This window comes from Caloramator australicus RC3 (assembly GCF_000297115.1).
GTDB classification, from domain to species: Bacteria; Bacillota; Clostridia; order Clostridiales; family Caloramatoraceae; genus Caloramator; species Caloramator australicus.
On sequence record NZ_CAKP01000113.1, the window covers coordinates 25,306 to 42,443 of the forward strand.

Below are 17,138 nucleotides of genomic sequence, written 5' to 3' on the forward strand. Positions count from 1 at the left end.
TAATTTCCTTCTTTTTTCAAAAAATAATTTACCCAAAAGGGTAAATTATTACATATTGTAGGCAAACCCTCTTTGGTGTTCAAATTTTGCAAGAGCCCCGTGAATGGATTTCAAAGAGGCATCTCTCATGAGCTCTAGCAATTCTTGATTTTCGACTTTTCAAAAGTCCGTAATTCTGCACACGGACGTGCAGAGCCGAGTGGCCGACAAGGATGTCGGCTCACGAGGGTAGGACTTTTGAAAACAAAGAAAAGCTTAGAATTGCTTGGCGAAATGAGCGAATGCCAGGGAAATCCTTCACGGGGCTTATCAAAAAATAACTTTTTCAACAGTCTGAAATAATTTACCCAAAAGGGTAAATTATTACTTCTTTCTAAATTTCATAAGATAAACTGCCAAAAAGATAACTACAATTACCAACCCCAAAATAGCAGGATTTTGTAAAAAGGTTACTGATTGATATAGTGTTAAAAGTCCAAATACAATGAAGATAATTCCTACACCAATTTTTATATAATGCTCAGGCATTTTTTGAACTGCAAACCTTCCAAATAAAAACCCTATACTGTCGGCTATAAACATGCCTATTACAGAACCTATTAAAACTGATATAGGACTCTTTAACTGTGCTGCAAGGGTAAAGGCCATGATTTGAGTTTTATCGCCAAGTTCAGCAAGGAAAAAAGCCAAAGCGACAACAATAAAATTAGGCAGTTTAAATTTAGTCTCCTTGATTTCCTCCTCTTCTTTCTCTTCATCCCTCAAAGTCATAAATCCAAAGGCTAAAAATAACACTCCTGCGATAATCTGAACTAAATTCATCGGAATAAGATTCCCTATGCTGCTACCCAACAAAACAGCAATAATATTTAATAAAACAGTAGCAATAAAAATTCCAACTGCAGCATCCCTTACTTTATATTTACTTGCAAGAGCTGCTGCAAGAAGCTGGGTTTTATCTCCCATTTCAGCAATAAGGACAAAAAATAACGTTTTGATAAGTGCCATACTATCCCTCCTGTCATTATTTTTTACAAAATAAAAAAGACCTTTAACACAATGCCAGAGCATTGTGTTAAAGGTCTCGCTTGCATTACGCCGATAAAGCCAGGCCAAAGGCCAGTATGTTGACTTTATCAACCCTTTCGGGCAGCTACTCCCCTTTAACATAGATTTAACTTCTGGAAATATTATAATATATTTTTCCTTAAAAGTAAATATAATAATTTTATAAGGTTTCTCTTGATAAGCAATAAAATAAATGTTAAAATCCTATATTGTATAGATTAACAGAGGGAGGAAAATGAAAATATGGAAATGTGGCTTAAGGAAATGCAAATCGAAGGCGCTGCTATGACTTATAAAGTAAAAGAAACCCTTGTTAGAAAAAAGACGCAGTATCAAGACCTTGCAATAGTTGACACAGATGTATTTGGAAGAATGCTCGTTCTTGACGGTATAGTTCAGACAACAATAAAAGATGAGTTCGTTTATCATGAAATGATTACACACATTCCTCTCTTTACACATCCAAATCCAAAGAAGGTTTTGGTTGTTGGCGGTGGAGATGGCGGTGCAATTAGAGAAATACTAAAGCACCCAAGCGTTGAAAAGGCTGTTCTATGCGAAATCGACGGAGATGTTATAGAAGAATGCAAAAAATATCTTCCTGAAATAAGCTGTGCCCTTGATGATCCAAGATGTGAAATATTCGTTGGTGACGGTATACAATACGTTAAAGAACATAAAAATGAATTTGATGTTATAATAGTAGACTCAACAGACCCTTTCAGCATTGCTGAGGGACTATTCGGTGGAAACTTCTATAAAGACATATACAACGCATTAACAGAGGATGGTATATTTGTTGCTCAAACTGAAACTCCATTCTATTTACCTGAAACAGTAAAGAAGGTATTCAACGATGCAAGAAACATATTCCCAGTAACAAAGCTATTTATGGCTGCTATTCCTACATACCCAGGAGGATATTGGAGTTTCACAATAGGATCCAAAAAATATGACCCAACACAAGTTGATACAACAAAAATTCCAGAATTAGATACAAAATACTATACTCCTGAAATTCACAAAGCATGCTTCGTATTACCAAAATATATCCAAGAATTAGTAAAATAAGCCCTCTTATTAAGAGGGCCTATTTTTTAACATATCTTCAACTACCTTGCTTTTATCGCATTTTCCTAATGCTAAAAGCCTGTTATATATTTTCTGTGCTTCTTCCCTTTTATTATTTAAAATATAAGATCCAACTAATTTTATTAAAAATTTTTCTTCAATTTTAATATAATCCGTCCTTAAAACCTCATCAACAACCCTTTTAAAGGCTTCACATGCCTTTTCGTAGTCCTTCACTTTATAATATTCTAAAGCTAATTGCATGGATAAAAACAATTTTTCATTATCCTTTAAACTTTCTAATTGTAAGCCCTCCTCTAATGTTTCTATGGCTTTTTTCCTGCTAAATAGACTTCTTCTTTGATATACCCTATTTATGTCTTTAAGGCTTTTTACAGGCCTTCTTGATTCATAAAAAATAAACAGCAAAACGAACAAAACTAAAATTATACTTTTAATAGTTGAAGGTAAAAAATTCAAGTATCCTGAAAATCCAATCAATAAAACTATAATAAACAAAAGCAAAATCATGCTTCTAAATGCTTTTTTGTCCACCAAATTTAATCCTCCTACTTAATATAATCTATGTAGTTTATTATGTTGGCATTTTCATCCATATATCCTTCTATTTTATCATACTTACAGGTTAATATGGTTGTAATACCAGGTCCGTGCCCCATCTTAATGCAGTCGCTGTGGATAACAACACCTATGCTTACAGCTCCCTTTAAATATCCTCTTCCATAGGTATTATCGCAATCTCTTAATAGGACTAAGTCACCAAATTTTAATTTATCAAGTCCAAGTCTTTTAATTTCCTCCATATCCTCCGTCATTATATCATAATCCCCTGAAAATGCAGTAGCAGCACCTATTCCTGACCCCATAAGATAAGCAGGAACCTCTGCAACAACAGGAACTTTAAGTTTGCCATCTTCCTCCCTTATAGGAATATTTAAAAATAGCCGTGGATCAACATTCATAACTTCAACATCGGGATAATCCAAAAGCTTGAGTCCCTGTCCCCATGCTTTAATTAAAATCTTGTCATCGACTGACATCTTCTCTAAGTCTTCCTCTTTGAATTGAATTAAAACATGGTCAATTCCTCCGTGTTTTCCAATAACAAATCCTTTAGCACCTTTTGCATCACCTGTTACAACCCTTGCCTCATTTCCAATGCAGGCAAAAATCATTAGAGCCCCATTTTCATTCTTGTCCTCATTCCTAATCGAAACTCCTGGTTCAACGTGATCTCCAGACCATCCATAAACAGGATCTCCCACCTTTACATTATAGGTTATTCCACCTGTTGCAGGCAAAACATGTGCCTTTCCGTTAACATCAACTCTAAATGGAGTTGCATTAACAGGATGATGAATTTTACCTTGAACCGATTGAAGGACAGTCCTTTCAAAATTTGTTCTTATCATGTTAATCCCCCCAAAATTCAAGCTAATTATATTATAACAAATATAAATTAAGATAGGATAATTTTTTATAAACTACACATAATTTTATTAGAAACTCCTATCGGAGGTGAAATAATGGTAAGAAAGAGCAAGAAATGGATATTAGGCAAGGAACTTCCAACAGCATCCAAAAGATATAAGATAGGTCCTGGAATTGATCTTATAGATGAAAAATTTAGAGAAACCTTTGGTTATAGAAGAAACGATACAAGATAAAAGGACTGCAAAAATGCAGTCCTTTTAATTATAGGGCTCTATCTATGGCTTCCTTGTCAAATCCTACAATAATTCTTCCATTGATATCGATAACAGGAACTCCCATTTGTCCGGATTTTTTAACCATCTCCATAGCTGCTGCTCTATCTGCAGCAACATTTTTTTCAGTAAATGGAACGTTTCTCTGTCTTAGGTAATCCTTTACCCTTGTGCACCATGGTCATGTAGGAGTAGTATAAACTATTACTGCCATATTTATTCCTCCTTTATTAAATTATACCTATATAGGGTATACTTCTTTCTATTAACATTATATTTCACCATTCTAAAAAAATCAACCACTTAACCAAAATTTTACTTCATTAAATTCTTTATCCGTTATTTTAAAATATTCTTTAAGTATCTTATCTATTATTTTAATATTAGCATTCCCATACTTTAATACTTCATTCTCTACATCTTTTATATATTCTGGTATTTTAATCCTTAAAAGATTATAAGGATAATACTCATATAAATTATCTCCAAGCTTTTTAAGGTGGGTTTTTATATAAAATTCATATATTGAGCTGTTTAAAATACCCACCAAAAACTCATAGGAATATAATGATTCATATAAACCTAAAAGTTTTAATCCATAAACATCAGCGCTAAAATAACTTCCAAAGTCTATGGCGAACTTATTGCTTGCCGCTTTATAAGGAAATATAATTTTTTTGCCCTCAAACAAATCCATGCTTCTTCCCCACTGAAGCTCATACCACCTTCTGACTCCCTTTTGGCACTCTCTTCTTTTAATCAGCTTTTCCTTATATTTTTCTATATGCATTAAAGCATTTCTATATCCTTTTTCATCATCAATTAAATTAGAATATATTAAGCATTTATCTGGGTTAATTATTTTAAATTTCTCTATATTTTTCCCTTTTATCCAGGGCTTTAATAATTTATCTTCTATTTTAAGCTTTTTTGCTTCCTCCCAAGTTAAAACAAAGGCATCATCGCATCCGGTTATTATCCCTTGAAAGCACTCTGCAATTTCATATAAATTTACTCCTTTTATTTTCTTTATTATGCTTTTTCCTAAGCTATTTAAAAAAATCCAACCGTCATTAGATAACTCATCCTTTAAAATTTCAACTCTTTTTGTATATAAACTTGTTTTTTTATCTATATCATCAAAAATATCATCAATATTTTTTTTAGAATCTGGCAAAAATTTAAAATACTCTATTGTTTTTCTTTCAGCCTTTATAAGGTAAATAATTATGTTATCTATACCTGCATTTTTAAAAACCCTAATACCATAAAAATCTATAATTTTTTCTATTGAAGAATTGTTTAAAATAAAATTCCTTATGCCGGAGGCATGTTGCGCTTCTAAGAGGTATCTTGAAATAAAAAATATTAATTTTCCTCCGTCCATTAAACTTTCAAGGGATTTTTTAATAAAGCAATAGGAAAGATCCCCCTTGTCATAAAAAACATCACCAAAATTTTCTCTTAGCCTTTCTCTATAATCTTTAAGAAGAACTTTATGTCCCATGTAGGGGGGATTACCGATTATTACATCAAATTCATCCTGAACATCGAATAAAAAATCTCCACAGACTATATTTTTAGGCATAATTCTGCTTCTTTTATAAACCTCTAAAATAGTTATCTTTAAAGCTACATCATCAAGGTCCATCCCATAGATATTATTATTTACAACATGTTCCTTTGCATTTTTAATATTTAGTTTTTCTGCATATCCCAATAATTTTTCATAAACATAAATCAAAAAAAATCCTCCCCCGCAGGAGGGATCTAAAATTTTTAAATTTGGATTCTTTCTATAATCTTCAAAACTTAAAGAGGAATCCACCATATACTTTATAACCTCATAGGGAGTATAAACGCTTCCCATTTTCTTTTTTTCTTCCTTGTTCTTTAATCTTTGATATGTATCTCCTAAGCTTTCTCCCCATTTATCAAATATGCTTAAATCAATTATTCCATTAATTAAGCTTTGATAGGCTTTGTCTAAGTCATCTAAAAATTCTTTAAGCATATATCCTCCTTTATATTCTCGTAACTTCCTTCCAATCTAAGTATTTATTTAGCTTTTTAACCAGCTTTTCCAAAAAAATCTTATCAATATCATCAAACCTATTGAACTTAGGACTGTCAATATCCAAAACCCCATAGAGCACATCATCTTTTATAATCGGAACTACAATCTCAGAATTTGATGCACTATCGCAGGCTATATGCCCTTCAAACTCATGGACATTTGGCACAATATATGTCCTTCTATCCCTTGCTGCACTTCCACAAACACCCTTACCTATTTTTATCCTCGTGCAGGCAGCTTTGCCGCCAAAGGGACCTAAAACAAGCTCCCCATCCTTCATCAAATAAAATCCCGCCCAATTTATATCCTCTAAATTATCATATAATAGTGCCGCAACGTTGCATAAGTTTGCTAAAACATCCTTTTCAGCAGATAAGTAACTTTCAATTCTATATATTAGCATCTTATAAAAATTTTCTTTTGAATCAGCAACTATCTTATTATTATTTAACATATTATCGCCTCCAATCGCTTTTTATATTAATATATCATTATACAAAAATACCTTCAACTCCAAAATAAAAGGGTGCAAATTATTTGCAACCTCCAGATTGTAGACAAATCTTCTATGAACTTTATACTTTGCAAGAGCCCCGTGATAGGATTTCAAAAAGGCATCTCTCATAAGCTCTAGCAATTCTTGCTTTTCGACTTTCCAAAAGTCCGTAATTCTGCACACGGACGTGCAGAGCCGAGTGGCCGACACGGATGTCGGCTCACGAGGGTAGGACTTTTGAAAACAAAGAAAAGCTTAGAATTGCTTAGCGAAATGAGCGAATGCCGGGGAAATCCTTCACGGGGCTTATCATAAAATAACTTTTTCAACAGTCTGAAGGGTGCAAATAATTTGCACCCTCATAAAAAATCTTAAGTGCCAGGCACCTATTCTATCTCTCCTATTTTATCCTCTACTTCTTTAACAAGAGTTCCACTATCTACAAGTCGACTTGCCTTATTAATATCAATATACATTACTCTATCCTCATCAAGATGTTCTATTTCCTTTCTAATTAGCTTATATGCAACTTCAGTTCCCCTACCAAGTTTAAAATCACCTCTAAAATCTATAGCCTGAGCTGCAGCAAGGTATTCAATTCCTAATACCCTCGATACATTATAAATAATGCTTCTTGCCTTCCTTGCAGCAGTAGTTCCCATACTCACATGATCCTCTTGATTTGCTGAGGACGGAATTGAGTCAACTGATGCTGGATGTGCAAGAACCTTATTCTCAGAAACCAAAGAAGCTGCTGAATATTGTGCAATCATAAATCCTGAGTTAAGTCCGCCCTTTTTAGTTAAAAAGGCTGGAAGATCGTTTAACTGATAATTTACAAGCCTTTCTATTCTTCTTTCCGACACATTGGCAAGCTCTGATACTGCGATTCCTAAAAAGTCCATTGCAAGGGCAACAGGCTGTCCATGGAAATTACCTCCTGAAATTACCCTCATCTCATCTTCAAAAATCAAAGGATTATCTGTTGCGGAATTTATTTCTATTTCTATAACTCTTTTTACATATTCTATAGCATCTTTACTTGCTCCATGTATCTGTGGAATACATCTTAATGTATAGGCATCCTGAACTCTTAGTTCACCCTGCCTTGTTGTTAAACTGCTTCCCTCTAAAATCCTTAATAGGTTCCTTGAGCATTTTAGCTGTCCTATCTGTGGTCTTACCTCATGAACCCTATGATAATAAGCATCAGTAATTCCCCTTAGTGCTTCAACTGTCATGGATGCTATAATGTCCGAAGCTTTTGCAAGGTTTATGGCATCATAAACAGCTAAAGCCCCAATTGCCGTCATAACTTGAGTTCCGTTTATTAGAGCTAATCCTTCCTTTTCAACAAGCTCAACCTTTTCAAGTCCTGCTCTTTTTAAAGCCTCTTCTCCACTTAATCTTTCGCCTTGATAATATGCCTCGCCTTCCCCAATCATTACAAGAACCATGTGGGATAAAGGTGCAAGGTCTCCGCTGGCACCTAAGGATCCCTTTTCATATATAACAGGATGGACTCCTTTGTTTAACATATCTATGAGAGTTTGAAGGGTTGATAATCTAACTCCAGAATGTCCCTTTGAAAGTGCATTAGCTCTTAAAAGCATTATGGCCCTTACTATTTCTGTGTCAAATTCATCTCCAACTGCACAAGCATGGGAAACAATGAGATTTCTTTGAAGCCTTTTTGCATCCTCCTTTGAAATTACAACCTCGGCAAACTTTCCAAAGCCGGTTGTAATTCCATACTCTACCCTTTCATCTTGAACAAACTTGTCGACTAAAGCCCTTGCCTTTTCTACCCTTAATTTAGCATCATCTGAAAGCTCAACATAATAACCATTTCTTGCAACATTTACGACATCCTGAATAGTTAAATGGTGTCCGTCGATCACAACCTTGTTCATTATTTTACCCCCCTAAAAAGTTACCAAACTAAAAATTTTACATAATTATTATAACATTTATTTAACTTTTTCGAAATATATAAATATATAAAATATTTTGTCAAATTTTATCTGAATATTATTTAAAAACATAAAAAAGTCCTTAAGAAGTATTTAACTTCTTAAGGACTCATAGATTAATCCTTTTTCACAACAAAGCTGTAAATCCAATAGCACAATACAAGTCCCATAACAGCTGAGGTCCATGGGCTTGAAGTAATTGCTGGAAGTATCTTTTCTCCTATTCCAATGTTTACTCCAACCATCGCAAAAACTGCAAGAAGTATTCCTACTAAGGATTCTCCAGCAACCATACCAGAGGCTAAAAGAACTCCCTTTTCTGTCTTTTCCTTTAGAACCTCTTCATTGTCCTTAAACTTCTTATCTACAATTGCCCTTACAATACCACCAATTACTACACCTGCACTTAAATGGATTGGAAGATAAAGTCCAAGGGCAAATGGAAGTATTGGAATGCCCATAAGTTCACACATTACTCCAAAGGAAATACCTGCAAGAACCAATGTCCATGGAAGCTGTGAAGTCATAATTCCTTTAACAACCATTGACATCATAGTTGCCTGTGGAGCTGGAATTTCCTTTGAACCAATTCCGTAAGCTGAGTTGAGCATTAGTATAACATAACCTATAGCAGCTGCAGATGCTGCAGATGCAAGGAACATACCAATTTCAAGATTCTTTGGAGTTCCACCTATTATAAATGTTGTCTTTAAGCTTTGAGCTGTTCCTCCAGCTATTGCAATTGCAACACAAACAATACCACCTGCAATAATAGCAGCAACCATTGCCTTATTATCAGCATGTCCAGTGAGCTTTAAAATACCTGTTATAAATAAAAGTGATGAAATTGTCATACCTGAAATTGGATTATTTGAAGTTCCTATCATACCAACTAGTCTTGCTGATACAACTGAGAAGAAGAAGGCAAATATAATTACAAATATTGCACCAGCAACTGGAACATTAGTCATTGGGAATAACCAAGCCATTATAAATACAAATATTGCACCTGCTATTACATAAGTCATAGGAACGTCAACATCTGTTCTCTTTTGGCTTGCCTTTGCACCAATACCTGACATAGCTGACTTAAAGGATCTTGCTATCGTTGGCATAGCTTTAGCGATGCTTATAAATCCACCTGCAATAACCGCACCAGCACCAACGTATCTTATATATTTACTCCATATAGCCCAAGCATCCATGTCTTTAATTAGAGCTGCTGATGGGAATAAAGGTTCAGTAAGCCCCGCACCGATATACTTAATAAGAGGAATTAGCCCAAGCCAAGCAACGAGTGCTCCTGCAAACATATACATACCGATTTCAATGCCAACGATATAACCAACACCAATTAAAGCTGCTGTAACGTCAGCACCAAATATTGTCCCTTGTAAAGGCTTTATAGTCCATTCAGGTTCATACTTCCAAAGAAGTAACCCTTCTGACAAGAACTTGAATATTCCACCGCCTGCAACACCTGTCATCATCGTCTTAAATCCTGAACCACCAGCGCTTGAAGAAACTAAAACTTCAGCAGCTGCCATACCTTCAGGATAAATAAGTTTTCCATGTTCCTCAACTATTAAATATCTTCTTAAAGGAACAACGAATAAAATACCTAAAAGGCTACCTAAAATTGCAACAACAGTAATTGTTCCAATGGTTAGCTTATCACCAAAAATTATAACCGCAGGAATTATAAAAATAAGACCACCTGCTAAGGATTCTCCCATTGAAGCCATCGCTTGAATCATATTAGCTTCAAGGATATTGTTTCTTTTTAAAATACCTTTAAGTATTCCAGTAGCCAAAATAGCACCAGGAATACCTGCAGCAATTGTCATACCGACCTTAAGTCCAAGGTAAGTGTTTGCTGCTCCAAATACGATTGCAAAAATAATACCAATAAAGATTGAAAGAACTGTCATTTCTGGCATAGCCTTGCTTACAGGAACATATGGAACATAATCATCACCTGAAACTCCGCCATAAGCTCCTGCAGAAAGCCCTTTGTTTTCCGCCATGGTTCCCCCTCCTTTAGAAATTTGTTATATTTTGTCGCACAAATATATAAATTCTACATAATTCTAAAAATTCCTTCTTTGCTTTTAAAAAAATTTTAATTTTTTATATTTTTTTATATCCTATTTGTCATTTTTTGAATAAAAAAAAGCACCTCATTATGAGATGCTCACTTTAAAAACCTTTTCAATATTTTTATACGCTATCTTCTCAATATCTTCATGTTTGTAACCTCTTTTTAAAAGCAAATCAATCGCATCTTTGGATTTTGACGCATCTTCAAGCCCTTTAGTTGCTTTATTTTCTTCAGAAAAGCTCGATGTAGCATCAAAACTTAGAAAGTCGCAAAAATCAAATCCAAGGGCAACGTGATCTATTCCTGCCTTTTCAACCATATAGTCTATATGCTCAATAAAACCTTCAATCGTCGCATTAAATTCATCTACAAAATCCGGCCATGCATTAATACCAATGACTCCTCCTTTTTCTGCAATAGCCTTTATCTGATCATCCTTTAAATTTCTTGGATGAGGGCAAAGAGAATAAGCATTTGAATGGGATGCTATTATTGGCCCTGTTGTAATTTCGCATATATCCCAAAATGTTTTTTCATTAGCATGGGAAACATCGATTAAAATCCCAAGTTCTTCAAGTTTTTTGACAGCAACTTGTCCAAGCCTTGTTAGACCTCTTTTTGGATCTCCCTTAACCCCTGTTCCCAATTCATTTTCCTCATTCCACGTTAAACTTGCATGTCTTATTCCTATTTCATACAAGAGATCTAAATAATGAATATCTCCCTTTATTCCCAAAAGGCCCTCACATCCTAAGACAACCTGCATCTTGCCTTCCTGTCTTATCCTTTCAAAATCCTCATATTTTAGAACAACTTCCGCAATATCTTTAATATCCTTCAATTCCTTTAAACCTTCATTAATAATTTCATTCATCCTATCTAATGGATCCATATTCATTTTATCTATCCAAACAACAGCAATTAAACCGCCTATCCCACCCCTTTTTAATTTTTCATAATGATACTTTCTAAAAACATCCCTTTCACCATTTTGCCTTTTTACGGTTATATCCACTAAAATATCAGAATGCGCATCAAATATAAACATATTTCCTACCCCCCAAAATTTAAGAGAATTAGCAAGATAAGCAGGGAATAACCCTGCTTATCTTGCTAATTCATACATTGCCTTTGCATAAATCTTTGTAATTGTTATAAGATCCTCAATTTCAATATATTCATTTGCTTGATGAATTACGTCTGGCTTTCCTGGGAAAAGTGGTCCAAATGCAAGTGTGTTTGGCATTTCCTTTGCATAGGTTCCACCGCCTATTGCCAAAGGCTCGCTGTTATCATTAACAAATTCCCTATAAACCTTCATAAGCTTTTGAACTAACTCATGATCCTTTGCAAAATAAAGGGGTTCCTGATGAGCAAGATCTTCCACCTTTATTCCTGTTCCTTCAATTCTTTTGTTAAATGGATTCATCATATCCTCAAGCTTATATGTGCAGGGATATCTTAAGTTAAGGGCCATAGTAACTTTATCTTCATTCATATTAATAACACCAACGTTAAAAGAAAGTTCCCCTGTTTCATCCTTTAAGTAGCATCCAAAGGATTCACCCTTTGTTTCAAAACCAACAAATTTATTCATAAAGTCTATAAAATCCTTAATATCGCTATCTGTTAAATTAATCTCTCCAAGGAAGGCAAACATAATCATTATTGCATTTTTCCCATGTTCTGGAACGCTTCCATGGGCTGAAACGCCAAAGGCCTTAACTATTAGTTTATCTTCCTTTTCTTCAACTTTAACTTCAAATCCGGTTCTTCTTATAAAATCTTCAGCCTTCTCAATTATCGCTCCTTTATCCTTTGCAGCAATTCCTGCTTCGCAGTAATCCGGCACCATATTAGCTCTTTGTCCGCCCTTTATGTATTCTATCCTTATATCACCATTTCCCTTTTTCTCAAGTTCCTTTACTATATTAAACACAGTTAATCCTTTTTCAGCATGTATTAATGGAAATTCAGCATCAGGTGTAAAGCCAGCAACTGGAGGCTTTTCTGATTTTAAATAATATGGGATATCGTTAGAACCTGTTTCTTCATTAGTTCCAAATATTATTCTTATCCTCTTTGAAAGGGGTAAATTTAAATCCTTAATAGCCTTTAATCCATATAAAGCAGCAATCATTGGTCCCTTATCATCAAGGGCACCCCTTGCATATATTTTCCCATCGTGTATTTCTGCACCGTAAGGTGGATAATGCCATCCATCTCCTTCTGGAACAACATCTAAATGTCCTAATACTGCTATGTAATCTTCTCCTTCGCCATATTCAGCATATCCAACATATCCATCCATGTTAACAGCTTTAAATCCAAGCTCCATAGATAAATTCAAAGCATATTCTAAGGATTTTGCAACACCTTCACCAAAGGGCATTCCTTCCTTTGGAGTATCCTCAACGCTTTTAATCTTTAAAATTTCTTGCGTTGACCTTATAATCTCATCCCTCATACCTTCAATTTTTAAATTAAGATCCATATTGATTCCCCCTTATTCTTGTTTTCCTCTTTCAAAGGCAATCCAGCCACGTCTGTTTAAATATCTTAAATACATAATAAGCCTTTCATAAACTGGTTCAGCCTCTTTTCCAAATTCCTCTAAAAGCTTTTGTCCTATGTCATAAACAGTATTTTCCCCATCGATAAGTTCCCATACCCTTGAACCTAATCCATCAAGCTCAATATCGCTTACCGCAGGCTTTTTAACAAGCCATCTTAAAAATTTTTCGATGGGCTTGTTATGGTAAAATATTAAATAAATTTTTCCATCCCTTTTTTCAAATGTAAGATGTTTTTTCCTTGGGATATAAAGTAAAAAATTATCATCCTTCTTTTGCTTTGCCATAAAATCACCTGCCCAGTAAATTAAAGGAGAAGCAAAAGCTTCTCCTTTAATTATAACTTACTATTACAATATTTAAAAGAAATTTTTAACCTTCTCTTTTTGTAGAAAAACTATATACCCAGAAGGAGAAAATTAAAAGAACAATTGCTGCAGTCCATGGACTTCCTGTGATAAGTGGAGCAATCCTTCCTCCAAAGGCTATATCTATGCCAAGTCCTGCAAAGGCTGCCACCAAAATTCCCATCAGTGCATCACCAGCAACAAGCCCCGATGCCAGCAAAACTCCCTTTTCTATTTGTTCCTTTTGAACTTTCTCGTTATCCTTAAATCTATTTTCAACAAATAGCCTTATAAGCCCTCCAACTAATATTCCTGCGCTTAAATGTATTGGAAGATATAGCCCAAGGGCAACTGGAAGTATCGGAATACCCATTAGGGCAGTCATAACTCCAAACACTGCACCTACTATTACAAGAGCCCAAGGAAGCTGTCCTGTCATAACTCCCTTAACAACCATCGACATTAATGTCGCCTGGGGTGCTGCTATTTGTTCTGAACCTATGCCATAAATTCTGTTGAGCATAAGAACAACCATTCCAACAAAAACCGATGCAATAGCAAGACCTATATACATACCTATCTCAACATACTTTGGAGTTCCACCTATGATAAAGGTTGTCTTTAAGCTCTGTGCTGCACCGCCAGCTACTGCAATTGCAACACAAACGATAGCACCGGCAACAAGAGCTGTTATCATTCCTGCATCCCCTGTATATCCAGTAAATCTTAGAACGGATGTTATAAAGAGCAAAGTTGCAATTGTCATACCGGAGACAGGATTATTGGATGCCCCTACAAGACCAACTATCCTTGCTGAAACTACTGCAAAGAAGAAGGAGAAAAATACAGCAAGAAGTGCCCCTATTGGACCAGTCTTTACAACTGGAATAAACCATGCAAGGAAAAATACCAAGAAGGCTCCAATTATAACATAGGTCATAGGAACATCCATTTCAGTTCTTTTTTGTGCTGCACCCTTTGCACCTATTCCTGATATCGCTGATCTGAAGGAGTTTATAATAGTTGGTAAAGATCTTCCAAGGCTTATAAATCCCCCAGCTGCAACGGCACCAGCACCAATGTATCTTATATATTTACTCCAAATCTGCCAAGCATTCATTTCTGAAATAGGAACTGTTGCAGGGAAAAGAGGTGTTGTAAGCCCTGCACCTATATATTTTATAAGAGGTATTAATCCAAGCCAAGCAACAATAGCCCCAGCAAACATATAAAGGGCTGCCTCCATACCGACGATATATCCGACTCCAACAAGGGATGCCATGGCATCAACACCAAATATAGTTCCTTGAAGTGGCCTTATAGTCCATTCAGGTTCCTCAAGCCAAAATCTAAATCCTCCTGAAAGGAGCTTATAAAGTCCTCCACCAAATAATCCTGTCATGACAGTTCTAAAACCAGCTCCTCCTTGACTTCCTGTAACTAAAACTTCAGCAGCAGCCATCGATTCAGGATAGATTAATTTCCCGTGTTCTTCAACTAATAAGTATCTTCTTAAAGGAACTACAAATAATATACCAACAAGACCTCCAAGCAATGTAACGAAAACAATAGTTGAAAGCTTTAGCTCAAATCCCCAGATTATTATCGCAGGTAATGTGAAAATTACTCCACCTGCAATCGACTCTCCCATTGCAGCAATCCCCTGAACCATGTTAGCTTCAAGGATATTATTTCTTCTAAAAATTCCCCTTAAAAGCCCAGTTCCTAATATTGCTGCAGGAATACCGGCTGCAATAGTCATACCAACCTTAAGCCCAAGGTATGTATTTGCAGCTCCAAAAACTATCGCAAACAAAACTCCGAGTAAAATAGAAACTATTGTGGCCTCAGGCATAGCCTCACTTGCAGGAATAAAAGGAATATATTCATCTCCACTTACTCCACCATAGGCTCCGTGTGAAAGCCCTTTCTTTTCTGACATACTATCCCTCCTTATAAACTTTTACCAAAATATAATAAGTCTTATTCATTCTTCACAATGTCGTTTATTTTACATTTTTGTCTATTATTATATTAACCCTATTTTAATTTTTAATACCAAAGAAAAAGGCATCGGAGTTTAATCCCCCAATGCCTTGATCGTTATTTTTTAACCATCTTAACCATAAACTTTACCTCATCCATCTTTAATATAACTGCAACTAAAGCATAAACAACTATTCCAACGAAAACAGCACCACCAACTCCTATAAGCTGCATAAGTTTTGATTCTATTCCAAAATTATATTCAAGAAATTTGTATGTTACAAGGGTGGCAATCCCCATAACTATCGATGCTCCAATTGATTTTACAGTGGATATTATTATTTCCTTTTCCTTTAATCCATTTAGCTTTTTAGAAAGTCCCCTTTGAAGCAGAATCATATTTAATATACTTGATATAGAATAAGAAAGGGCAATTCCACCTATTGCAAGCTGTTTAAAGAACATAACAAACATTAAGTTCAAAAGTATATTAACTAAAACCGTTAAGGCCCCTACCTTAACAGGTGTTTTTGTATCCTGCAGAGAATAAAACCCTCTTGTCGATATCTGAACTGCCGATTGTCCGACTACAGCAAAGCTGTAAAAGGCAAGGGCATAGGCAGTAACTAAAACGTCCTGCTCGCCAAATTTTCCAGTCTTAAATAAAAGCCTTATTATAGGAACATTTAAAGCAATCATACCAATTGCAGAAGGGATAGTTATAAACATTACCATCCTCATTCCGAGGGAAAAGGTTTCTTTAAATTTATCATATTCTCCCCTTGCAATATGCATATTTAAGCTTGGAAATATTGTTGTTGCAATTCCCATAGCGAAAATTCCAAGAGGCAAAAGCATAAGCCTATTTGCGTATCTTAAGGCAGTTATACTTCCCTCGCCTAAAACTGAAGCGATATTTTGATTTACCACAAGGTTAAGCTGAGATATCGAAAGACCAATGATTGCAGGTCCCATAAGCTGAAGCATCCTTTTATATCCCTCATGTTTTAAATCGAGCTGGAATCTAAACCTTTTCCCAACTTTTAAAAAGTCAGGAACCTGAACTAAAAAGTTTAAAAGAGCACCAAAAATAACTCCTGCTGCAAGCCCAAAAATTCCAAATCTATTTCCTAATAAAGCTGCACCAAGGATCATCCCAACATTATATAAAACCGGGCCTACAGATGGTGATGTAAAAATATTATATGAGTTTAAAATCCCCCTCGTAAGACCTGCAAGAACTGTAAAGGTTACAGCCGTAAACATTATCCTTGTAAGCTTAACTGTTAAATCAAACATTTCCCTGCTATTTAAGCTTCCAACAGCAACTAAAGGCACAAGAAACTTGGCAAATGTAATTCCTAAAATATTGAATATTATAATAAAAATAATTGCAACAGTAATAAACGTGTTTGCTGCCCTCCAGGCGTTATCATCATCTTCCTTGGCAATATATTGAGTAAAAACTGGCATAAACCCTGAACTTAATGCCCCACCTACCAAAAGGTAAAACATAACATCAGGAATTGTAAAGGCTGCAAAAAACGCATCGGTGACATAGCTTCTTCCATAAACCTTTGCAACAATCATTTCCCTTACAAACCCTAATATTCTGCTTAAAAAAAGCATGAGCATAACTATAGCCGTTGCCCTGCCTATATTCTTCTTCGACATTCTTCTACTCCTTTCTAAAGTGCCTGGCACTTAAGATTTAAGTTT

15 protein-coding genes and 1 riboswitch are annotated in these 17,138 nt (G+C 35.2%); of the genes, 2 read left to right on the forward strand and 13 right to left on the reverse strand.

Annotated features, from left to right (window positions below; translation table 11 throughout):
• Nucleotides 1-363 precede the first annotated feature (363 nt).
• Nucleotides 364-1,008, reverse strand: a complete 645-nt coding sequence (locus CAAU_RS10905; RefSeq protein ID WP_008909493.1) for a TMEM165/GDT1 family protein — start codon at nt 1,006-1,008, stop codon at nt 364-366.
• Between the two features lie 12 nt (nt 1,009-1,020).
• A riboswitch (yybP-ykoY riboswitch) is annotated at nt 1,021-1,174 on the reverse strand.
• Between the two features lie 137 nt (nt 1,175-1,311).
• On the opposite strand from CAAU_RS10905, the gene speE reads away from it, so the two are divergent.
• The gene (gene speE / locus CAAU_RS10910) at nt 1,312-2,139 is read left to right on the forward strand and encodes a polyamine aminopropyltransferase (RefSeq protein ID WP_008909494.1); all 828 of its coding nucleotides are present in this window, start codon (nt 1,312-1,314) and stop codon (nt 2,137-2,139) included.
• Between the two features lie 9 nt (nt 2,140-2,148).
• Here speE and CAAU_RS10915 read toward each other — a convergent pair whose 3' ends face one another.
• A complete protein-coding gene (locus CAAU_RS10915; RefSeq protein WP_040306550.1) occupies nt 2,149-2,697 on the reverse strand; it encodes a tetratricopeptide repeat protein in 549 nt (182 codons plus the stop codon).
• Between the two features lie 11 nt (nt 2,698-2,708).
• Entirely contained in the window at nt 2,709-3,572 is an 864-nt protein-coding gene (locus CAAU_RS10920) for a DUF4438 domain-containing protein (protein ID WP_008909496.1), read from the reverse strand.
• A gap of 114 nt (nt 3,573-3,686) precedes the next feature.
• Between CAAU_RS10920 and CAAU_RS14680 the strand changes: the two genes are divergently transcribed.
• Complete coding sequence (locus CAAU_RS14680; RefSeq protein WP_008909497.1) at nt 3,687-3,827, forward strand: hypothetical protein; 141 nt, start codon at nt 3,687-3,689, stop codon at nt 3,825-3,827.
• Nucleotides 3,828-3,855: 28 nt separating this feature from the next.
• On the opposite strand, the gene CAAU_RS10925 is transcribed toward CAAU_RS14680, so the two are convergent.
• The 10 genes from CAAU_RS10925 to murJ form a co-directional block, all read right to left on the reverse strand.
• Nucleotides 3,856-4,080 (reverse strand): glutaredoxin family protein, encoded by a 225-nt coding sequence (locus CAAU_RS10925; RefSeq protein WP_083852876.1) that lies wholly within the window; start codon nt 4,078-4,080, stop codon nt 3,856-3,858.
• A gap of 81 nt (nt 4,081-4,161) precedes the next feature.
• Nucleotides 4,162-5,880, reverse strand: coding sequence for an Eco57I restriction-modification methylase domain-containing protein (locus CAAU_RS10930; RefSeq protein WP_008909498.1), 1,719 nt, complete (start codon nt 5,878-5,880; stop codon nt 4,162-4,164).
• 10 nt (nt 5,881-5,890) lie between these two features.
• The gene (locus CAAU_RS10935) at nt 5,891-6,397 is read right to left on the reverse strand and encodes a GAF domain-containing protein (RefSeq protein ID WP_008909499.1); all 507 of its coding nucleotides are present in this window, start codon (nt 6,395-6,397) and stop codon (nt 5,891-5,893) included.
• Between the two features lie 428 nt (nt 6,398-6,825).
• Nucleotides 6,826-8,352, reverse strand: a complete 1,527-nt coding sequence (gene hutH, locus CAAU_RS10940; protein ID WP_008909501.1) for a histidine ammonia-lyase — start codon at nt 8,350-8,352, stop codon at nt 6,826-6,828.
• Between the two features lie 176 nt (nt 8,353-8,528).
• Nucleotides 8,529-10,439, reverse strand: a complete 1,911-nt coding sequence (locus tag CAAU_RS10945) for an OPT family oligopeptide transporter (RefSeq protein ID WP_008909502.1) — start codon at nt 10,437-10,439, stop codon at nt 8,529-8,531.
• 156 nt (nt 10,440-10,595) lie between these two features.
• Nucleotides 10,596-11,561, reverse strand: coding sequence for a dipeptidase (locus CAAU_RS10950; protein WP_008909503.1), 966 nt, complete (start codon nt 11,559-11,561; stop codon nt 10,596-10,598).
• Between the two features lie 57 nt (nt 11,562-11,618).
• Nucleotides 11,619-13,007 (reverse strand): dipeptidase PepV, encoded by a 1,389-nt coding sequence (gene pepV / locus CAAU_RS10955; protein ID WP_008909504.1) that lies wholly within the window; start codon nt 13,005-13,007, stop codon nt 11,619-11,621.
• Nucleotides 13,008-13,019: 12 nt separating this feature from the next.
• Entirely contained in the window at nt 13,020-13,373 is a 354-nt protein-coding gene (locus CAAU_RS10960; RefSeq protein WP_008909505.1) for a PqqD family protein, read from the reverse strand.
• Between the two features lie 85 nt (nt 13,374-13,458).
• Complete coding sequence (locus tag CAAU_RS10965) at nt 13,459-15,375, reverse strand: OPT family oligopeptide transporter (RefSeq protein ID WP_008909506.1); 1,917 nt, start codon at nt 15,373-15,375, stop codon at nt 13,459-13,461.
• Between the two features lie 161 nt (nt 15,376-15,536).
• Entirely contained in the window at nt 15,537-17,093 is a 1,557-nt protein-coding gene (gene murJ / locus CAAU_RS10970) for a murein biosynthesis integral membrane protein MurJ (RefSeq protein ID WP_008909507.1), read from the reverse strand.
• Nucleotides 17,094-17,138 lie beyond the last annotated feature (45 nt).